The organism is Shewanella sp. BJSY2023SW007, assembly GCF_047314525.1.
In the GTDB taxonomy this organism is placed as follows: Bacteria; Pseudomonadota; Gammaproteobacteria; order Enterobacterales; family Shewanellaceae; genus Shewanella; species Shewanella chilikensis.
In genome coordinates this window covers 1-17896 of record NZ_JBKORL010000080.1, presented here as the reverse complement: position 1 = coordinate 17896, position 17896 = coordinate 1, and the positions used below count along the sequence as shown (strand labels likewise).

The following is a 17896-nucleotide window of genomic DNA, read 5'->3' as shown; positions in this document are numbered from 1 at the left end:
ATTGATGTCGACATTAACGATCGAAGTGGGGACTGAAACCGCGCTGTTTCAGCTGCGGCAAGGGGAAACAACAGAACAATATAAAATCCCCACCGGAGAGAGTTTCACCATAGCAGATCTCAATCGGCAATTGGCTGAACTTGAATCTGATTATGGGCTTGCAAACTACCGTCTGGCTCTGGCCTTCCCCGGCATGGTGCGAGACAACCAACTGATATCCTGCCGTGCCTTGCCGGCGCTGGTGGGGCTTAACCCGGAAAAGCTCAGTAGCCGTGGTGAACTGGTGGCTATCAGCAATGATATCCACGCCGGTCTGCACGCCATTGCCAGCGTAAAACACCAGTGTGAACTCTTGGTGATGTGTGGCACAGGGATCGGCATGTCGCTGGCGCTCAACGGCCGGGTGTTCAGCGGTGCCAATGGCCTGGGTGGCGAATTGGGCGCTTGCCGGGTAATGACGGAGTCGGGGGAATTCAGTCTCGAACAGTTGGCCAGCGGCGAGTCGGTACGGCGTCGGCGCTTGCGCAACCCGGTAGAACTCTATCGCGCCGGGGCTTATCTAGGGATGGGTATTGCCTGGGCGGTTAACCTCCTCAATCCGCAAAAACTCTGGCTTGCCGGTAACATGTTGGCCAATGCCGATTACTACAAGGGCTGCGTCAGTGGTGTTAAAGACTTGGCGGTTCCAGCCACTGTCAGTCAGTGTCAGATAAGTCGGGTCGACGATATGGAGACCTTGGTCTGCCGTGGTCTGCAAGTAATGCTGATGCAACAGGCCTGATAGTTTGATTCAAGGGGGAGATATCCCCCTTCAAGCCGGTTTCTGGCAGGCCTGACGCATCTTCAACCAGAAGGCCCTTTGGCACAGGTTGCTGAAGGCTTTTTGTTTTGGGCTGATATCGTTTCCTTTCAGCACCCGATAACGGGTCCAGTTATCTTCATAAAGCTCGCCGATATTGGACTGGCTTGGCTCCTGTTCCAGCTCCTGCTGTTTTTCGATAATGGTGCCATCGGCAAAGTGATATTGCCACAAACCTTCATCGTCTGTGGTGTGAACTTGCACCGACTCCAACAGTTCGGCGCTGCTTGTCCGTCCTTCTATGGCCAGAATATAGTTGGCAAGATCTTGCATGTTGTACTCCCGCGTTTGGCGCAAGCAGCATAGCAGCGGTCGCCGGAAATTGGCAATTTCGTTTGCTGCTTTAAAGTTTGCATACAATATGCTAAAACTCTCGAGCACATTAATACCCAAGCAAATAACTACTAAAAGTAATCAAGCAGGAGAAGTCTATGAGCACAGGCGTTGGTGGCTCAACCCCGGAGCAGGAGTTGGCAAAGCTGGTGGATATGACCCGGGATGTCACAGCGGTGGAAGCCGCCGAATTCAAAACCAGGCAACAAAATGCCCAGGCGCTGATGCAAGAGTTGGGGATAGATGCCCTCTATCTCAACGCCGGCACCAATCTCTACTATTTCTCCGGCCTGCGTTGGTATGCCAGTGAGCGTATGGTAGGAGCGATTTTGCCAAGTTGTGGTGAGCTGGAATACCTGGCGCCGGCATTTGAGCTCGACACCCTCAAGGGCTTTATGTTGCAGCCTGGACCGGTTAACACCTGGCATGAGCACCAGAGTCCCTATGCGCTGTGCCGCAATGTGCTTAAGCGCATGGGCTGTCTGCGCCCGGGCGCCGTTCTGGCTATAGATGAATCTGCCCCTTTCTTTTTGTTTGATGGCCTGCGTGAGGCTTGCCCCGAGCTTGCCTTTGTCAACGGCGCCAAGATTAGCGCCCAACTGCGAATGCATAAATCGGCCGCCGAGCTGAGGCTGATTCAGCGGGCTATGGATATGACGCTCGAAGTGCACAAGGCCGCCGCCAGAATATTACGCCCGGGGATCAGTACCGCCGAGGTGGAAGATTTCATCGACAAGGCCCATAGAGCCGTGGGGGCCAGTGGCTCCTATTTCTGCATAGTGCTCTTTGGTGAGGACAGCGCCTATCCCCATGGGGTCAAGTCGCCCAAGACGCTGGAGCCGGGCGACACTGTGTTGATAGACACAGGCTGTCAGCTGCATGGTTACAACTCGGATATTACCCGCACCTATGTATTTGGTACGCCAAGCGAGCGGCAGCGGCAATTGTGGGCGCTCGAGCAGGCAGCGCAGCGCTCAGGTTTTGAAGCGGCGGCTTTAGGTGCGCCCTGCAGCGGTGTCGACAAGGCGGCCAGAGCCGTGTTGGAAGCGGCCGGTTTCGGGCCCGGATATCAACTGCCGGGATTGCCCCATAGAACGGGCCACGGCATAGGCCTGGATATTCATGAGTGGCCCTACCTGGTCGATGGCGACAACACCCCACTGGCTGTTGGTATGTGTTTTTCCAATGAGCCCATGCTTTGTGTGCCCGGCGAGTTCGGCGTTCGCCATGAAGATCACTTCTATATGACGGCAGAGGGGCCGCGCTGGTTTACCCAGCCGGCTAAGTCGATTGACGATCCCTTCGCGCAGGGGGATTAGTTGTAACAGTTTCTTGCTCGGATAATAAAACCATCAGTCAGCCTGTATTGGCTGACTGATGCTGGGCTGAGCTCGAAATCAAGCGCCAGCCTTGTCCATCAAACGCAATCTTTACTGGTAAAAATTGACTGACGTTAGCTGTTATCGCGATAGGCGGCAATTTTGGCAAGTGCTGCCTTGATTTCCTGCTTGCGACCCGCATCTGCCAACTCGCGCCCAGGCCTTGGAGCGGCTTCGAGTGCCTTTTGCAGGAAAGGCAGGGCTTCGTCATACCTGTCCTCTTCCAACAGGAAGTCGCCGTAAAAGTAGTTGCTGTCTATGCCATCGGGGTTGAGTTCCAACGCCTGTTTCAACAACTCTTCGGCCTTGTCATCGTCTCCAAAGCCCAGTGGCCAGCCGGGCACCTTGTAGTAAAGTACTCCGAGACTGGTGTAGGCTGAGCCCTTGAGCGCGGTGGGATCTTGCTTGAGCGCCTGCTCGAAATCACTACGAGCCCGCTTGGCATATTTGAGGGCACCGAGGCCGCCGCTGACCCCGGCATAGGTAGAGTTGATAATCCCGTGCCAGATACGCACGCCTGTACTTTGAGGGTGGGATTGCACCGACTCATCCGCCAACTTCAGCAGTTTAACAAAGGCTTTTTCCTGCTGGTCGCCGCTGAGTTGATAGTTGTTGATAGCCCAGTCGTGTTGCAACTGTTTGACGGCCAGATCGCTTGCGTCATCGGCCCAGAGCGAAGGACTCACCAGCAGCGCTGCGCTCAGGCACAAGAGTTTAAATGGTTTCATGTTTCTCTCCTTCGGTGATGGGGTTGGCCGTGTCTTGTATTGGCATAGCCCTTTGGCAAAACTGGCGGATAAGTGGCAGTTTCTTGCGGGTATCATTGTTAACCAGGCCGGGCAGCAGGGCGTTTATGCGCACAAACAGCTTTTCCGGCCAACCGATAAAACGGCGGCCCTGGCGATTATCAGCCAGATCGCGGCAGAGGATGTCGGCCACCCATTCAGGGCTGTCCTGACGGTTGCCGAGCGCCGAATTGAGCTGGCGCATCGATTCTGTGTTGAGTTCGGTATCCGTGGCTCTGGGGGCGAAATAGAGCACCTTAATCTTGCTGTCGGCTAACTCTCGCTCCAGTACTTCGGTAAAGCCCCTGAGGCCAAATTTGCTGGCGCAGTAAAGACTGGAACCCGGGTAGCCTATGCTGCCGAGAATGGAGCCGACATTGATGATGGCGGCCTCGGACTGGCGTTTGAGTAAGGGCAGCAGGGTGCGGCAACAGTTGATGGGCGCCTCCAGGTTCACCGCCATCATAGTGCGAGTATCACAGGTGTCGCTGGCTTCCAACATGCTGAGTTGATTGACTCCGAGGCAGTTGATCAACACCTTGGGGCTGAACACCCCGGCGGCCTGGCGCAGCTGACATTGACCGCCACTGCTGGTCAGATCGGCACTTAAGGTGTGATGCTCCCCGGCAAGGCTCTGTTTCAGGGCATCGAGCTTGGCTTGATCCCGGCCGCAGAGCAGCAGTCTGGCGCCTTTGGCGGCCAGCGCCCTGGCGATGGCGCTGCCGATGCCGCCACTGGCGCCTGTGATGATGACATTCAGGTGTTTGAGTTCCATATTGGTCACCGTTTTCAGGAGGCCAGCGCCAAGGCCTGGGCCGACGCCAGCTCGCGGAAGATATTGCCGTAGAGACGGTAAAAGTTGTTGGCGGCGTGAATGATCAAGGCCTGTTCTTCGGGATCCTCAATCCGGTTCATCAGCCCTTCAAAAAACTGGATATGTTGCTTGTCCAGCTCGCCGTGAGACTTGAGATAACTGAAGGCTGAATCCGGCAGCCCCAGGCGCGATTGCACTTTCTCGGCTGCCAGCAGCGCCAGATTGATGCTGGTGCCTTCCAGTACATTGACCATGCCGAAAAAGCCCAGCGGACTTACCCGATTCACCATGTCGTAGGCATATGCAACCATGACCTCGGTGGCAAACAGCGGCGTGCTGCGTCTGGCCTTTTCCTTGTCAAAACCGCAGGCGGCTATGTCATTGAGGATCCACTCCTGGTGGCCTTGCTCCTCTTCGATATACTCGGCTACCGCCACCCTGAGCCATTCCTTGCTTTCCGGCAGCCTGGCGCCTGTGGCCATGAGCAGCGGCGAAGTGTGCTTCACATGGTGATAGGCCTGGTGCAGGAAGGCGACATATTCCTCCAGGCTTATCTCTCCTTGCAGACACTTGCCTATGATGGGACTGGCCAGCAGATACTCGCGTCCGCTCTGGGTTGCTTGTTGTAATTGGTTGTAGAAATTCATTATAGGGTTCCCTCAAGATATGGGGTTTCAGATAGATAGAGCTGTTGTATTTGAGCGGCCAGGGCGCTCAGCAGTGAGGCGCGCTTGACCCTGCCATTGGCGGTGGTGTGAGGCTTGAGCTCGGTTTCATTCAGTCTTATCCAGCGTTTGATCCTGGCGTAGTCGGGCAGTGTGGCATTGACCGCATCCAGCCAGGCCTGGAGCTGCTCATCGCTGACTTGGAGCGGAGCGCACAGCAGTGCGCTGAGCCAGGGTTTGGCGTCGCCGAGCACCATACACTGACTCAGCAGCGGTTTGGCCATCAGCGCCGACTCCACCCACTCAGGGCTGATATTGCGGCCAAAGGAGCTGATAAGCAGATGCTTGCGGCGCCCGTTAATGGCGAGCACACCTTTATCGAGCTGGCCAAGGTCACCGGTGGCGATTTCTCCCTGGCCCCAAGTCTCGGGTTGGCCGAGATACCCCAGGTGACTGGCGCCGCCGACATGGATTTCGCCGCCGCGAATGGTGACTTTGCAATGAGGCAATACAGTGCCGGCAAAGCCGGGAGTGTCTTTATCCGGGGTGTTGAGCGCCACGACAGAGCCGCATTCCGACAGGCCGTAACCTTCATAAACCGGCAATCCAAGCTCCCTGGCCCGCAGCAGCAACTCGGGGGCGACCTTGCCGCCACCAACGGCGACAAAGCGCAGTGAGTTTGGCGCTTGCCACCCTTGCTCGCAGGCACCGACCAGCAGTGTCAATAACTGAGGAATGAGGATCATGCTGCTCGGCTGCGCTCGGCTTATGGTCTGCAGCAGCGCCCGGCTGTCGAGTCTCGAGCTGCCATGCATGCCGCGCGCTTTATCCGAGGGCAGCAGCACAGTTCCGCCGCACAGCAAGGGGCTGTAGATACCGGCGATGTTTTCCAGCAAGGTACTTAAGGGCAACAGACAAAGATGCCTGGGCCGAGGCAGGGCCGTGACTGTGGCAAGCGATTCGGCCACTCGCCATTGATGCTCGCTGCTGAGACACACCCCCTTGGGGTTACCGGTAGAGCCTGAGGTAAAGGTGATTTTGGCTGTGCCCTGAGGGACTTGTGGAAAAGCCGCCGTTTTCTCGGCGCAAGCGCTCTGTTGGCCCGGATGTCCGTTGAAGAGCTGTCCGTCAGATAGCTGCTCGTCGTATAACTGCCTGCCGTATAAATGCCAGCCGTATAGATTGCAGCCCAGTTCACTGAGACCTTGGTAAGGCGTGAAGCCCTTTGGCAAACAAGGCTGAATTTGTGGGCTTTCGCTCAGCACCAGCTCAACCGAGGTTTGTTCAAGGCAGTTTGCCAACTGCTCTTGGGAGAAAAACAGCGGCAAGGGCAGGCAAAGAACTCCCGCCTGCTGGCAGGCGAGATCCAGTATCGCCCACTGCACACTGTTACCGGCATGCAGTGCCAGGCTGCGGATATTCAGGCGTTTGAGGACATCACTGTAGCGGCGGATTTCCGTTTTCAGTTCAAGGTAGCTGAGTTGCCGCCCAGCATCGCTAAGGGCAATGGCCTGATCTTCGCCGTTGAGTTTGCCTAGAACATCCCAATCAAGGTTGGTTCCGGCACCCGACTCAGAGGTATTGGCTTGGTTCAACTGAGGCGATGGAGTCATAGGCTTGGCTCCCGGGTCCTGGCATAAGCCAATTTGGCCGCCATGGTGCTGATATCCAATTCGTGCCTTTGTGCCAGTCGTCTCAAGCGGGGGCTGGTTTCTATTACCTCTTGAGCGAGGCGCAGATCGCCAATCATGACTCTGGGGTTGTTGCGGTAGTAATTGCCCCAAATGGCGCTGTCACCTTCCAGTCGCTTTGGATCGGCGCTGCACAGCAACATGGGGGAAAAGCCCAGCAGTTTCATTAGCGCTTCCACCTGCTCTGTGACGGTAAAGACCATATATTCAAAACCGGCCCTGGCCAGAGTGGCGGCAAGCAGTACCAGCAGCAGTGGCCCTGAACTCTTGTTGGTCAGTGCCAGATTGCCCACCTCTACCAAGGAAGCCCTGTCCACAGGGCGTTTGGCCAGTAGCGCTACTTGCTGCTCTATGGGGTCCTTGAGATATTGCTCCAGAAACAAGGGGTAGTAACAACCGGCTCTGAGGCCGAAGGCACCCTGAGGCTGACCTTTAATGGTCAGTTGCAGTAAGAAAGGCAAAAACTCCTTGAGTTTGGCGCCATGCACCTGAAAGTATTTGGCGGCGATATAGTCTTCAACCTCAGTGCGGCCCTCTGCCTGTTCATGAAACAGGCGACATTCGGGGAGTGCATGAGGTGGGTTGGCAGAATGTGGGACGTCCTTTTCCAGGGCAGACAGGGTAGACTGCTTGACCATAGAGATACTCCGGATCTGTTAACCAGTATCCAAAGCCTAGAAAAGCAGTCTTAAGAAATACTTATGTGTCTATTAATTTTTTATCAATTAGATAAAAATCAATGGATTGGCTTTAGCTTTTATTGTTCTTTCGTCGCTTGGGGCAATACAACAGCCCCAAAAGCAGCAGCAAGCCACTTAGCCCCAGTACCGGCCATTGACCGACCCGGCTGAACAGGGTCTGGCCTTCGACCAGCGGCACTTCAGCGGTGAGTACACCTTCTACAAACTGCGGTAGTTTGGCACTGATATTGCCAAACTCATCCACCACGGCGGTAACGCCGTTGTTGGTGGCCCGCAGCAGAGGTCGGCCCAATTCGGCCGAGCGCATCTGGGCTATCTCCATGTGTTGCAGTGGGCCATTGGATTCACCAAACCAGGCGTCGTTGGAAACGGTCAGCAACACTTGGGTATCCTCGGCGACGTTGGCCCTGAGCTGTTCGGGGAAAGCGATTTCATAGCAGATTGCCGGTGCCAGCGTATGACCCAGGGCCGTCAGATTATTTTGCTGATAACTGCCTCTGGCAAATGAGGACATGGGCAGGTTGAAGAAGGGCGCCAGCGGCCGCAGCAGCGACTCCATGGGCACAAACTCGCCTATTGGCAGCAGGTGATGCTTACGGAACTGATTGTCGCCTGCTGCGCTATAGTTGGCGTTTTGTTGCTGTTTCTGATGATGATTTCCCAGCACGATCAGCGAGTTGTAGAAGTCGCCATTTTGCTGGCTGATGATACCTGTGATGATGGCGGCATCCCGCAGATTGGCGACCTTGTTGGCGTTGTCGAGAAACTCGGCCACCATGCTTTCGGGGGCCGGTATCGCTGCCTCGGGCCAGATCACCAAATCTCTGTCCAGATGCGGGCGGGAGAGATCCATATACTTGAGCATAGTCGGCCAGAGCGCGTCCGGCTCCCACTTCATGCTCTGGGGAATATTGCCCTGCACCAGCGCCACGCTGAGGGTCTCGCCGGTGCGCTCAACCGTTGAAAATCGCGGCGCCTGCCATACAAGCAGGGTAAGTAGCGCCGAGCTCACCACCAGGCTGAGCCAGTGGCGTTTGAGTAGCAGTACCAGGCTTGCTGCCAGCAGCGCCACCACAAAACTGAGCCCCAAAGTGCCTATCATTGAGGCAAGCGGCTTCAAGGGCCCCGAGGTTTGGCTATAGCCGCCCCAGAGCCAGGGAAAGCCGGTGAGCACCCAGCCCCGCAACCATTCACACAGAGTCCAGAGTGCCGGAAACAGCCCCAGCAGTTGCCAGTTATGACGCTTGGGCGCCAGTCGGGCCAGCAGGGCGCCTGCCAGCGCCGGATACAAGGCCAGATAGAGGGCCAGCAGGGCCATCAGGCCTATGGAAACAAGCAGCGGCAAGCCACCGAATCTGTCCATGCTGACATGCACCCAGCTGATCCCGAAGGCGAAGGCGCCAAAGCCAAAGCTGAGCCAATAGCCAAAACTGGCCTTGGGGGAAAGCTTGTCACTGTGCCACAGGCCAAAGGCCAGCGCCAGCGGGTAGATGGGCCAGAGATCGTAGGGGGCAAAGGAAAGTGCCGTACTGGCACCGGCCAAAAAGGCCAGTACCAGACGCAGCTTGGGGTGGCGTTTAAGCGCCGCTAATGTGGACTTCACTGGTCGTTACTGTCTTCAGTATCGTTGGGACCGGGCAGTTTCACCCTGAGTTGCAATAAACGGCGGGTATCGGCACTGATCACTTTAAATTCAATGCCGTCGATGACGATCTTCTCGTTGCGCTCCGGCAGGTGACCGAAGGCATGGGACACCAAGCCGCCGACTGTGTCGAACTCTTCGTCACTGAAATGGGTGTTGAAGGTTTCGTTGAAATCTTCAATCTCGGTCAGTGCCTTGACCATGTAAACCCGGTTACCGGCTTTACGGATCTCAGACTCGTCGCTGTTGTCGTGATCGAACTCATCTTCGATATCGCCGACAATCTCTTCGAGAATATCTTCAATGGTAACCAGGCCGGAAACACCACCGTATTCATCGACCACAATTGCCATATGGTAGCGTTGGGAACGGAACTCTTTGAGCAGCACATCCACTCTCTTGCTCTCGGGCACCACAACGGCCGGGCGGATCACTTTTTCCAGTGAGAAGGGTTCTTCACTGTTGTTGAAGCCGTACTTCAGCAGATCTTTGGCCAGCAGTATGCCTTCTATATGGTCTTTGTCTTCATTGACCACAGGAAAGCGGGAATGAGCAGAGTTGATGACAGTGTTGAGCAGTTCCTCAACAGAGTCATTGAATTGGATGGCGACAATCTGCGCTCTGGGGATCATTATGTCCCTTACACGCAAATCGGATACCTCTAAAACACCTTTTATCATCTCGCGGGTATCTTCTGTGATGAGCTCACGCTGCTCGGCATCGTGGATCACCTCAACCAGATCTTCGCGATTTTGAGGTTCGCCCTGGAATAACTGGCTTACACGGTCAAACCAGCCTTTCTTATGGGCGCTGGTACTCGGGGGGATATCGTCACTCATAGTGTTCTTCATGACAGGGCGAACCCTGGCAATTATTGCTCCTTGTATGGGTCAGTAAAACCTAAGCTTTCAATGAGTTGGGTCTCTAGCGACTCCATTTCTTCGGCTTCGGCATCTTCGATGTGATCATAACCTAGCAGATGCAGGCAACCGTGCACAACCATATGTGCCCAGTGCGCCTGTAGCGGTTTATGCTGTTCACGGGCTTCATTTTCAACGACTGAAACGCAAATGACAAGATCCCCGAGTAATGGCAGGGTTATTCCCGGTGGCGCTTCAAACGGAAATGACAATACATTGGTGGGCTTGTCTTTGCCGCGGTAGTCCCGGTTCAACTGCTGGCTCTCTTCACTGTCCACCAGACGTATGGTTAGCTCAGCCTGCTCCATACTATTGCCTATGGCAGTGCGGGCCCAGAGCTCGAAATCGCTCTGGGATGGCAGGTTTTGCGCTTCTGTGGCCAGTTGCAGGTCCAGTTGTAGATCAAGACTCATGGGCGCCGGCCTCTGTCAGTTGATATTGGCTGTCGCGTTGGGCTTTGGCCGCCTGCTGGCGCTGATCGTGCGTCTCATAGGCTTCCACTATGCGGGCTACTACCGGGTGACGCACCACATCCTGGGCCTGGAAGAAGTTGAAGCTGATCTCTTCCACTTCGCTCAGTACTTCAATGGCGTGGCGCAGGCCGGACTTGGCGTTGCGCGGCAGATCTATCTGGGTAATGTCGCCGGTGATCACCGCCTTGGAGTTGAAGCCGATACGGGTGAGGAACATCTTCATCTGTTCCACCGTGGTATTTTGGCTCTCATCGAGAATGATAAAGGCATCGTTGAGGGTGCGGCCACGCATATAGGCCAGCGGCGCGACCTCGATAACATTACGTTCTATCAGTCGTTCGACCTTCTCAAACCCGAGCATCTCAAACAGGGCGTCATACAGAGGCCTGAGGTAAGGGTCTACCTTCTGGCTCAGATCGCCGGGCAGGAAGCCCAGTTTCTCACCGGCTTCCACCGCAGGGCGGGTCAGCAGAATGCGGCGGATCTCCTGACGCTCCAGCGCATCCACGGCGGCGGCAACAGCCAGATAGGTCTTGCCGGTACCGGCGGGGCCTATGCCGAAGGTGATGTCATGGCGCACTATGTTGGCCACATATTGGGTCTGGTTGGGATTGCGCGGCTTAATCACCCCTTTGCGGGTCTTGATATAGTGCTCTTTGGGTTCTGCACCGCTGTCGTCGGCTTCCAGGGCAATGGCTTCCTGAATGGCGATATGCACCTGCTCGGGCTCCAGATCCGGGGTCGAGCCTTTTACCGGCGCGGTTTCGACATAGAGCTGTTTCAGCAGGTTGTTGGCGGTGAGGCAGTTACGCGGCTGGCCGACAATCTGAAAATGGTTGTTTCGGTAGCTTATCTCGACGCCCACCCGGCGTTCGAGCTGCTTGATATTGTCATCGAACGGACCACACAGAGACGCCAGACGGCGGCTGTCGGCCGGTTCGAGATACAGATTCATGGTGGTTAATTTGTGAGACAAACAAAAACTCCTGTTGATGTCATCTTTGATCAGTTTACGAGCGTGAAGGCATAAATGCTAACGGAAAATCGAGCCTAAAATAAAACGGCCCGGGTCCGAAGAGCCGGGCCGCCGTGGAAGTCTCGGCGCTTACGGGGTGAACTGAGTCACGCCCAGGGTATCTTCCTGGTTATGCTTGGCCAGGATATCACTGGGGCGCAGGCTCTTGCGTAAGTCCATCTCATCTTCACCGCGAATAAATTTGCCGCGCAGCGAGTTGGTGTAGACATCGACGATTTCCACGTCCACGAAGCTGCCTATGTGCTTGGGCTGGCCTTCGAAGTTGACCACCCGGTTGTTTTCGGTGCGGCCGCGCAGCTCCATGGGGTTCTTGACCGATGGGCCTTCCACCAGAATACGCTGCACTGTGCCCAGCATCTGGCGGCTGTAGCGCTGCGCCTGTTGAGTAATCCTGTCCTGCAGGATTGCCAGACGCTGCTTTTTCTCTTCCATATCCACATCATCCGGCAAGTCGGCCGCCGGGGTGCCGGGACGGGCACTGTAGATAAAGCTGAAGCTGTGGTCGAAGCCCACTTCTTCAATCAGCTTCATGGTGTCGGCAAAGTCTTCTTTGCTTTCGCCGGGGAAGCCGATGATAAAGTCGGAGCTTATCTGAATATCCGGCCGCGCCTTGCGCAGACGGCGAATGATTGACTTGTACTCGATAGCCATATGGCCGCGCTTCATCTGGGTCAGAATGCGGTCTGAACCCGATTGCACCGGCAGGTGCAGGAAGCTGACCAGCTCTGGAGTGTCTTCATAGACATCGATAATGTCCTGGGTGAACTCTATCGGGTGGCTGGTGGTAAAGCGGATGCGGTCGATTCCGTCGATGGCGGCCACATAACGCAGCAGCTCGGCAAAGCTGCAAATTTCGTCATCATGGGTCAGGCCGCGATAGGCGTTAACGTTCTGTCCCAGCAGGTTGACTTCACGCACCCCTTGCTCGGCCAGTTGAGCGATTTCCAGGATGATGTCATCCAGTGGCCGACTGACTTCTTCACCGCGGGTATAGGGCACCACGCAGAAAGAGCAGTACTTGCTGCAGCCTTCCATGATGGAGACAAAGGCGGTGGGGCCTTCGGCGCGGGGCTCGGGCAGACGGTCGAACTTCTCGATTTCCGGGAAGCTGACATCAATCACCGCCTGGTCGCCGCTGCGAACCTGGTTGATCATCTCTGGCAGACGGTGCAGGGTTTGAGGGCCGAAGATAATATCCACGCACTGGGCGCGTTCTTTTATCGCCTTGCCTTCCTGCGAAGCCACACAACCACCCACGCCAATGATCAGCTCAGGATTCTTGTCTTTGAGTGTTTTCCAGCGACCCAGCTGATGGAATACCTTTTCCTGCGCTTTTTCACGAATAGAACAGGTATTGAGCAGCAGAATATCTGCCTCATCAGCCTCTTCGGTCAGGGTGTAGCCCTGAAATTCGTTTAACAGATCGGCCATCTTGGATGAGTCGTACTCATTCATCTGACAGCCCCAGGTTTTAATATGGAGTTTTTTACTCATCAGTTTTGCGTCGCTCTTCGGAACCACTTAAAAAATAGCGCGCCATTTTACCTGCTGTTAAGTCCGCTGACCAGCTTTTGAACGCCAGGGCAGAGAATTACTCTGGTTGCTGCAATACCCTTTCAAGCTGTGCGGGTAAACGGTTGGCGGCAAGTTGAACATTTTGCTGCCGATAAAACTGTTCAGCCATCTGTTGGTTGCCGCTGCGAGCCTGAAGATAGATATCTTCCAGTACTTCTAAATGAAAGCCGGCCATGGTTTCCGTGATTTGTTGATATAGGGCATAATTCAGCGACGAGCGATAGGTTACAGTTATCACTTCCATCTGGTCTGCTGTGGTGGCGGCCAGAATATGACCAGAGGTAAAGGCGGCCGGGACGACAAGGGCTGCGGCTATCAGGCTGTTGGTAAGTTTGCACATGGTATCCTCACTTGTTGATGTCGATAACCGCCAATGCGGTGTTGGCTATGACAGATACTGCTTGGACACTCTGAGGCTAGTCTAAGGTTGCCAAGGCTCGTGTGTCGGCTTGTAAGCAGGTGTTTCAGGAGGGCCGGCAGCAACATTTGCTCATGATTGAAGCCCAAACAGTTACCATTGAACACAACTCTGTGGCCAAGGCGGCAGAGAAGAGAGACAGCAGGAAAGGCATAGTGACAGAACAACATGAGACCAAGGATATCGTCATCATAGGTGGCGGTATGGTGGGCGCGGCGACGGCGCTGGGGTTGGCCAAACTCGGGCTGGAAGTGGCGCTGGTGGAGGCCTTTGAACCCGAGGCCTTTGATGCCTCGCAACCTCTGGATGTCAGGGTCTCGGCCATCAGCGCCGCATCGGAGGCATTGCTCGAGCGTCTGGGGGCATTCGATACTCTGCTCGGAATGCGCCATGTGGCTTATCGTGGCCTGGAAACCTGGGAGATGGAAGGCTGCATTACCCGTTTCCATGCCAGTCAGATTAAGGTCGAGCGTCTCGGCCACATAGTGGAAAACCGTTTGGTGCAGCTGGCACTGTGGCAGGAATTCGACAACTACCCCAATCTGACCCTTTGCTGCCCGGCGCGGGTCGGGCGCATGGTGCGCTCCAGCGTGGGTATAGAGGTGAGTCTGGACGATGGCCGGGTGTTCGATACCCGTTTGCTGGTGGGCGCAGATGGTGCCAACTCCAGAGTGCGTCAATGGGCCGGAATTGGCATCAGTGGTTGGGATTATTCCCAGTCCTGTATGTTGATCAATATCGCCACCGAGTGTGATGAGCAGGATGTGACCTGGCAACAGTTTACGCCGCAAGGGCCGCGCTCCTTGCTGCCATTGCCGGGCAAAAATGCGTCCCTGGTTTGGTATGACGATGCCAAACAAATTCGCAGTTTGATGCAGCTCAGCGACAGCCAACTTAAGCAGGCGATTATCAATCACTTCCCCGATAGGCTCGATCCCCACTTCGAAGTGTTGGCCAAGGGCAGTTTCCCGCTGACCCGGCGTCATGCGCAGCAATATTATCGCGACAACCTGGTGATCCTGGGGGATGCGGCTCACACCATTAACCCGCTGGCGGGGCAGGGGGTTAACCTGGGCTTTAAAGATGTCGAAGCCTTGATCGCGACAATCACCCAGGCGCTGGAGAAGGGCGAAGACTGGTCAAAGGCCACAGTGCTTGAGGGGTTCCAAAAGCAGCGTTGGTTTGACAATCAGTTGATGATGACAGGCATGGATCTCTTCTATGCCGGTTTCAGTAACGATCTGTTGCCACTTAAACTGCTGCGTAACGCCGGCCTCAAGCTGGCGGATATCAATACTCCGGTTAAGCAGCAAGTGCTCAAGTATGCGCTGGGGCTGAGATAACCCCGGTCGATTTGTTGATTGTCGCAAGAGAGTGCTAAAATGCCGCGTTTTTATAAGAATGCGGCATTTTTTCATTGGCTTTCATGCCGGGTTTTGGCCTGTAACAGCCAAGCTTCAAGAGTGGTGAATATGTGCCTGGCCACCTCTGGCCTTCGCAGAACTTCTCGTAGAATAAACAGACTGATAGAGACTGATGACAGAGATTAAACTTATCGTCGGGCTGGCCAATCCCGGCGCCGAGTATGCCCAGACCCGCCATAATGCCGGCGCCTGGTATGTGCAGGAGCTGGCCAGAGGTTGCGGTGCCCAGCTCAGTGCTGACAGCAAGTATTTTGGCCTGACCGCCAGAGTCACGCTCAAGGGCCGCGATGTGCGCCTGCTGATCCCTTCCACTTATATGAACCTGAGTGGCAAGTCGGTGGCGGCATTGGCGAACTTCTTCCGTATTCAACCGGAGGAGATTTTGGTGGCCCACGATGAGCTGGACATGCCGCCGGGTGTGGCCAAGTTCAAGCTGGGTGGTGGGCATGGTGGCCATAACGGCCTTAAGGACATCATCGCCAAGCTGGGCAACAACAAAAATTTTTATCGTCTGCGGATTGGCATAGGTCATCCCGGGGACAAGAACAAAGTCAGCGGCTATGTGCTTGGCAAGGCGCCGAGTACTGAGCAGTCGCTGATCGATGCCGCGGTAGATGAAGCGGTGCGCGCCACTGATATCCTCTTTGCCGAGGATATGACCAAGGCGATGCATAGGCTGCACTCCTTTAAAGCGGTCTAAGATTATCCAGGCGTCTGACGCCTGTTTCATTATCCTGTCCGGGGCCGAGTGCGCCGGGCTCAAATTAGAGAGAAAGGTAAACATCATGGGTTTTAAATGCGGCATCGTTGGTCTGCCAAACGTCGGTAAGTCAACTCTGTTCAATGCGTTAACCAAGGCTGGCATCGAAGCGGCAAACTTTCCCTTCTGTACCATAGAACCCAACACAGGTGTGGTGCCGGTGCCGGATGCTCGTCTGGACGCCCTGGCTGAAATCGTTAAGCCTGAGCGGGTACTGCCAACCACCATGGAGTTTGTGGACATTGCCGGCCTGGTTGCCGGGGCGTCCAAGGGCGAAGGCCTGGGTAACAAGTTCCTGGCCAACATCCGTGAAACCGATGCTATTGGCCATGTGGTACGTTGCTTCGAGAACGATAACATTGTTCACGTGGCCAACAAGGTTGACCCGGCCGGTGATATTGAAGTGATCAATACTGAACTGGCACTGGCGGATCTCGACAGTGTTGAGCGTGCCATACTGCGTCAGCAAAAGCGCGCCAAGGGTGGTGATAAAGACGCCAAATTTGAAGTCGAAGTACTGGAAAAACTCAAGCCGGTACTGGACGAAGGCCATATGCTGCGTACCCTGGATTTGAGCAAAGAGGAGCTGGAAGCCGTGGCTTACCTGAACCTGCTGACGCTCAAGCCAACCATGTATATTGCCAACGTTTCTGAAGATGGCTTCGACAACAACCCGCATCTGGATACAGTGCGCGCCATTGCCGAAAAAGAAAATGCCGTTGTGGTGCCTGTGTGCGCTGCTATCGAGTCAGATCTGGCGGAAATGGATGAGGAAGAGCGCAGCGAGTTCCTCGAAGAGCTGGGCCTGGAAGAGCCCGGGCTTGATCGGGTGATCCGCGCCGGTTACGAACTGCTGACACTGCAAACCTACTTTACTGCCGGGGTGAAAGAAGTCCGTGCCTGGACTGTGACAGTCGGGTCTACCGCACCGCAGGCGGCCGGTAAGATTCACACCGACTTTGAGCGTGGCTTTATTCGGGCTCAGGTTATGGCCTATGATGACTTTATTCAGTTCAAGGGCGAAGCCGGTTGTAAGGAAGCGGGTAAGCTGCGGGTGGAAGGGAAAACCTATATCGTCAAAGACGGCGATGTGATGCACTTCCTGTTTAACGTGTGATTGGAATTTGTTGTTTTATGAGGTTTCACTCAATCTCATAAAGAACATGAAATGCAGCGAAACCCACTGATTTCGTGGGTTTCGCTTCTCATGATGTCTCAGGTTATCTTACTGCAGCTCTGTAAAAAGTGAGTATAAAGGTGAGTATAAACTGCTTTAGTTCTTCTTCTTTGGTGAGTATATTGGTTGTGTGGTAACTATTCCGCAACAAGGTTGTGCTCACAGACACCCAGTGCCGTTCAGCAAAGCCTAAAGAAAAGTTCTATTGTCTAAATGATTCTGATGGCCTTTATCTAGAAGTTAAACCCAGTGGCAAGAAAGCCTGACGCTCTTGTTTCAAAATCAATGGTAAATCCAGCATATTTGCTTTGGGTGAATATCCGCTTGTTAAATTGGTTGGTAATGCTTACCGGGCAAAAAATTGCCCGCTGAGCAAAAAATTGCCCGGAACTGGGCAAGAAATTGCCCAGCATGAAAAGGCCTTTTATGTTTTCCTTATAAATCAGTACTTTACATTTTGGCGTGAGAGTTGCTTTTCATCAAACAGGTTTATCCCAAACCTCTTTGAATTTTTAAAAAGGAATTTATCATGCCAACACCATGTTATATCTCTATCGAAGGCCAAACTCAGGGCAACCTGACTGCCGGCGCCTTTACTGCAGAATCTGTCGGTGACATCTTTGTGGAAGGTCATGAAGACGAGATGTTGGTTCAGGAGTTCAATCACATTGTGACTGTGCCAACCGATCCTCAGTCTGGTATGCCTTCCGGTCAGCGTGTGCACAAGCCGTTCAAGTTCACCGTCGCGCTGAACAAAGCCGTTCCTCTCATGTACAACTCGCTCTCTTCCGGTGAGAAACTGACCAAGGTTGAGCTCAAGTGGTACCGCACTTCTATCGAAGGTAAGCAAGAGCACTTCTTCACCACCAAGCTGGAAGGCGCCACCATCATAGATATCAACTGTCATATGCCTCACTGCCAGGATCCCAACAAGGCCGACTTTACTCAGTTGGTTGAAGTGTCCATGGCCTATCGCAAGATAGACTGGGATCACGTCAGCGCCGGTACCTCTGGTGCCGACGATTGGCGTAAGCCTATCGAAGCATAATTCAGTCAACGACTGATTTGCTTGAATGTATGCGGGCGTTTTGCCCGCATACATTCTGCTATCTGATACAAGGTTTTTCCAAGTAGCGTCTCAATGGCAATAAAAGAGTGATTCTAGCGGATTAGAGTCAGGACGAACTCGAACAAGGATACCGGCTATGTTTTATCTTGGCAGTGGTTTGCGGTTTCATTTCAAG

At 54.5% G+C, this 17896-nt stretch carries 19 protein-coding genes; 7 read left to right on the top strand and 12 right to left on the bottom strand.

Annotated elements, in window-relative coordinates:
• The first annotated feature begins 4 nt into the window (after positions 1–4).
• On the top strand, positions 5–781 hold the full coding sequence (locus tag ACMHXE_RS13745; protein WP_071238102.1) for an ROK family protein: 777 nt from the start codon (positions 5–7) through the stop codon (positions 779–781).
• A 30-nt stretch (positions 782–811) separates the two neighbouring features.
• Here ACMHXE_RS13745 and ACMHXE_RS13740 read toward each other — a convergent pair whose 3' ends face one another.
• Positions 812–1132: a hypothetical protein gene (locus ACMHXE_RS13740; protein ID WP_101057163.1), complete on the bottom strand. Its 321-nt coding sequence runs from the start codon at positions 1130–1132 to the stop codon at positions 812–814.
• Positions 1133–1290: 158 nt separating this feature from the next.
• Between ACMHXE_RS13740 and ACMHXE_RS13735 the strand changes: the two genes are divergently transcribed.
• The gene (locus ACMHXE_RS13735; protein ID WP_101057165.1) at positions 1291–2511 is read left to right on the top strand and encodes a M24 family metallopeptidase; all 1221 of its coding nucleotides are present in this window, start codon (positions 1291–1293) and stop codon (positions 2509–2511) included.
• A gap of 134 nt (positions 2512–2645) precedes the next feature.
• Here ACMHXE_RS13735 and ACMHXE_RS13730 read toward each other — a convergent pair whose 3' ends face one another.
• The 11 genes from ACMHXE_RS13730 to ACMHXE_RS13680 form a co-directional block, all read right to left on the bottom strand.
• The gene (locus tag ACMHXE_RS13730; protein ID WP_101057167.1) at positions 2646–3299 is read right to left on the bottom strand and encodes a tetratricopeptide repeat protein; all 654 of its coding nucleotides are present in this window, start codon (positions 3297–3299) and stop codon (positions 2646–2648) included.
• The gene (locus ACMHXE_RS13725; RefSeq protein ID WP_101057169.1) at positions 3286–4131 is read right to left on the bottom strand and encodes an SDR family oxidoreductase; all 846 of its coding nucleotides are present in this window, start codon (positions 4129–4131) and stop codon (positions 3286–3288) included. The genes ACMHXE_RS13730 and ACMHXE_RS13725 overlap by 14 nt, the downstream gene beginning before the upstream one ends.
• 14 nt (positions 4132–4145) lie before the next feature.
• On the bottom strand, positions 4146–4817 hold the full coding sequence (locus tag ACMHXE_RS13720) for a TenA family transcriptional regulator (protein WP_101057171.1): 672 nt from the start codon (positions 4815–4817) through the stop codon (positions 4146–4148).
• Positions 4817–6448, bottom strand: coding sequence for an AMP-binding protein (locus ACMHXE_RS13715; protein WP_101057173.1), 1632 nt, complete (start codon positions 6446–6448; stop codon positions 4817–4819). Before ACMHXE_RS13715 ends, ACMHXE_RS13720 begins: the two co-directional genes overlap by 1 nt.
• Complete coding sequence (locus tag ACMHXE_RS13710; RefSeq protein WP_101057176.1) at positions 6445–7164, bottom strand: thermostable hemolysin; 720 nt, start codon at positions 7162–7164, stop codon at positions 6445–6447. Before ACMHXE_RS13710 ends, ACMHXE_RS13715 begins: the two co-directional genes overlap by 4 nt.
• Before the next feature lie 112 nt (positions 7165–7276).
• The gene (lnt, locus tag ACMHXE_RS13705) at positions 7277–8830 is read right to left on the bottom strand and encodes an apolipoprotein N-acyltransferase (RefSeq protein WP_101057178.1); all 1554 of its coding nucleotides are present in this window, start codon (positions 8828–8830) and stop codon (positions 7277–7279) included.
• The gene (gene corC, locus ACMHXE_RS13700) at positions 8827–9708 is read right to left on the bottom strand and encodes a CNNM family magnesium/cobalt transport protein CorC (protein ID WP_101057188.1); all 882 of its coding nucleotides are present in this window, start codon (positions 9706–9708) and stop codon (positions 8827–8829) included. The genes lnt and corC overlap by 4 nt, the downstream gene beginning before the upstream one ends.
• Positions 9709–9740: 32 nt before the next feature.
• Positions 9741–10202: an rRNA maturation RNase YbeY gene (gene ybeY / locus ACMHXE_RS13695; protein ID WP_028781579.1), complete on the bottom strand. Its 462-nt coding sequence runs from the start codon at positions 10200–10202 to the stop codon at positions 9741–9743.
• Positions 10192–11238, bottom strand: a complete 1047-nt coding sequence (locus ACMHXE_RS13690; RefSeq protein ID WP_039035894.1) for a PhoH family protein — start codon at positions 11236–11238, stop codon at positions 10192–10194. Before ACMHXE_RS13690 ends, ybeY begins: the two co-directional genes overlap by 11 nt.
• Before the next feature lie 129 nt (positions 11239–11367).
• Complete coding sequence (miaB, locus tag ACMHXE_RS13685; protein WP_101057180.1) at positions 11368–12792, bottom strand: tRNA (N6-isopentenyl adenosine(37)-C2)-methylthiotransferase MiaB; 1425 nt, start codon at positions 12790–12792, stop codon at positions 11368–11370.
• Between the two features lie 97 nt (positions 12793–12889).
• Positions 12890–13213: a hypothetical protein gene (locus ACMHXE_RS13680; protein WP_101057182.1), complete on the bottom strand. Its 324-nt coding sequence runs from the start codon at positions 13211–13213 to the stop codon at positions 12890–12892.
• A 152-nt stretch (positions 13214–13365) separates the two neighbouring features.
• Between ACMHXE_RS13680 and ACMHXE_RS13675 the strand changes: the two genes are divergently transcribed.
• From ACMHXE_RS13675 to ACMHXE_RS13655, 5 genes are all read left to right on the top strand, one after another.
• Complete coding sequence (locus ACMHXE_RS13675) at positions 13366–14634, top strand: FAD-dependent oxidoreductase (protein WP_101057184.1); 1269 nt, start codon at positions 13366–13368, stop codon at positions 14632–14634.
• A 193-nt stretch (positions 14635–14827) separates the two neighbouring features.
• Positions 14828–15415 (top strand): aminoacyl-tRNA hydrolase, encoded by a 588-nt coding sequence (pth, locus tag ACMHXE_RS13670; protein ID WP_025011686.1) that lies wholly within the window; start codon positions 14828–14830, stop codon positions 15413–15415.
• Between the two features lie 85 nt (positions 15416–15500).
• Positions 15501–16592 (top strand): redox-regulated ATPase YchF, encoded by a 1092-nt coding sequence (gene ychF / locus ACMHXE_RS13665; RefSeq protein ID WP_101057186.1) that lies wholly within the window; start codon positions 15501–15503, stop codon positions 16590–16592.
• 215 nt (positions 16593–16807) lie between these two features.
• The gene (locus ACMHXE_RS13660; RefSeq protein WP_332871580.1) at positions 16808–16918 is read left to right on the top strand and encodes an Arm DNA-binding domain-containing protein; all 111 of its coding nucleotides are present in this window, start codon (positions 16808–16810) and stop codon (positions 16916–16918) included.
• Between the two features lie 263 nt (positions 16919–17181).
• On the top strand, positions 17182–17700 hold the full coding sequence (locus tag ACMHXE_RS13655) for an Hcp family type VI secretion system effector (RefSeq protein WP_039035438.1): 519 nt from the start codon (positions 17182–17184) through the stop codon (positions 17698–17700).
• Positions 17701–17896: the final 196 nt, after the last annotated feature.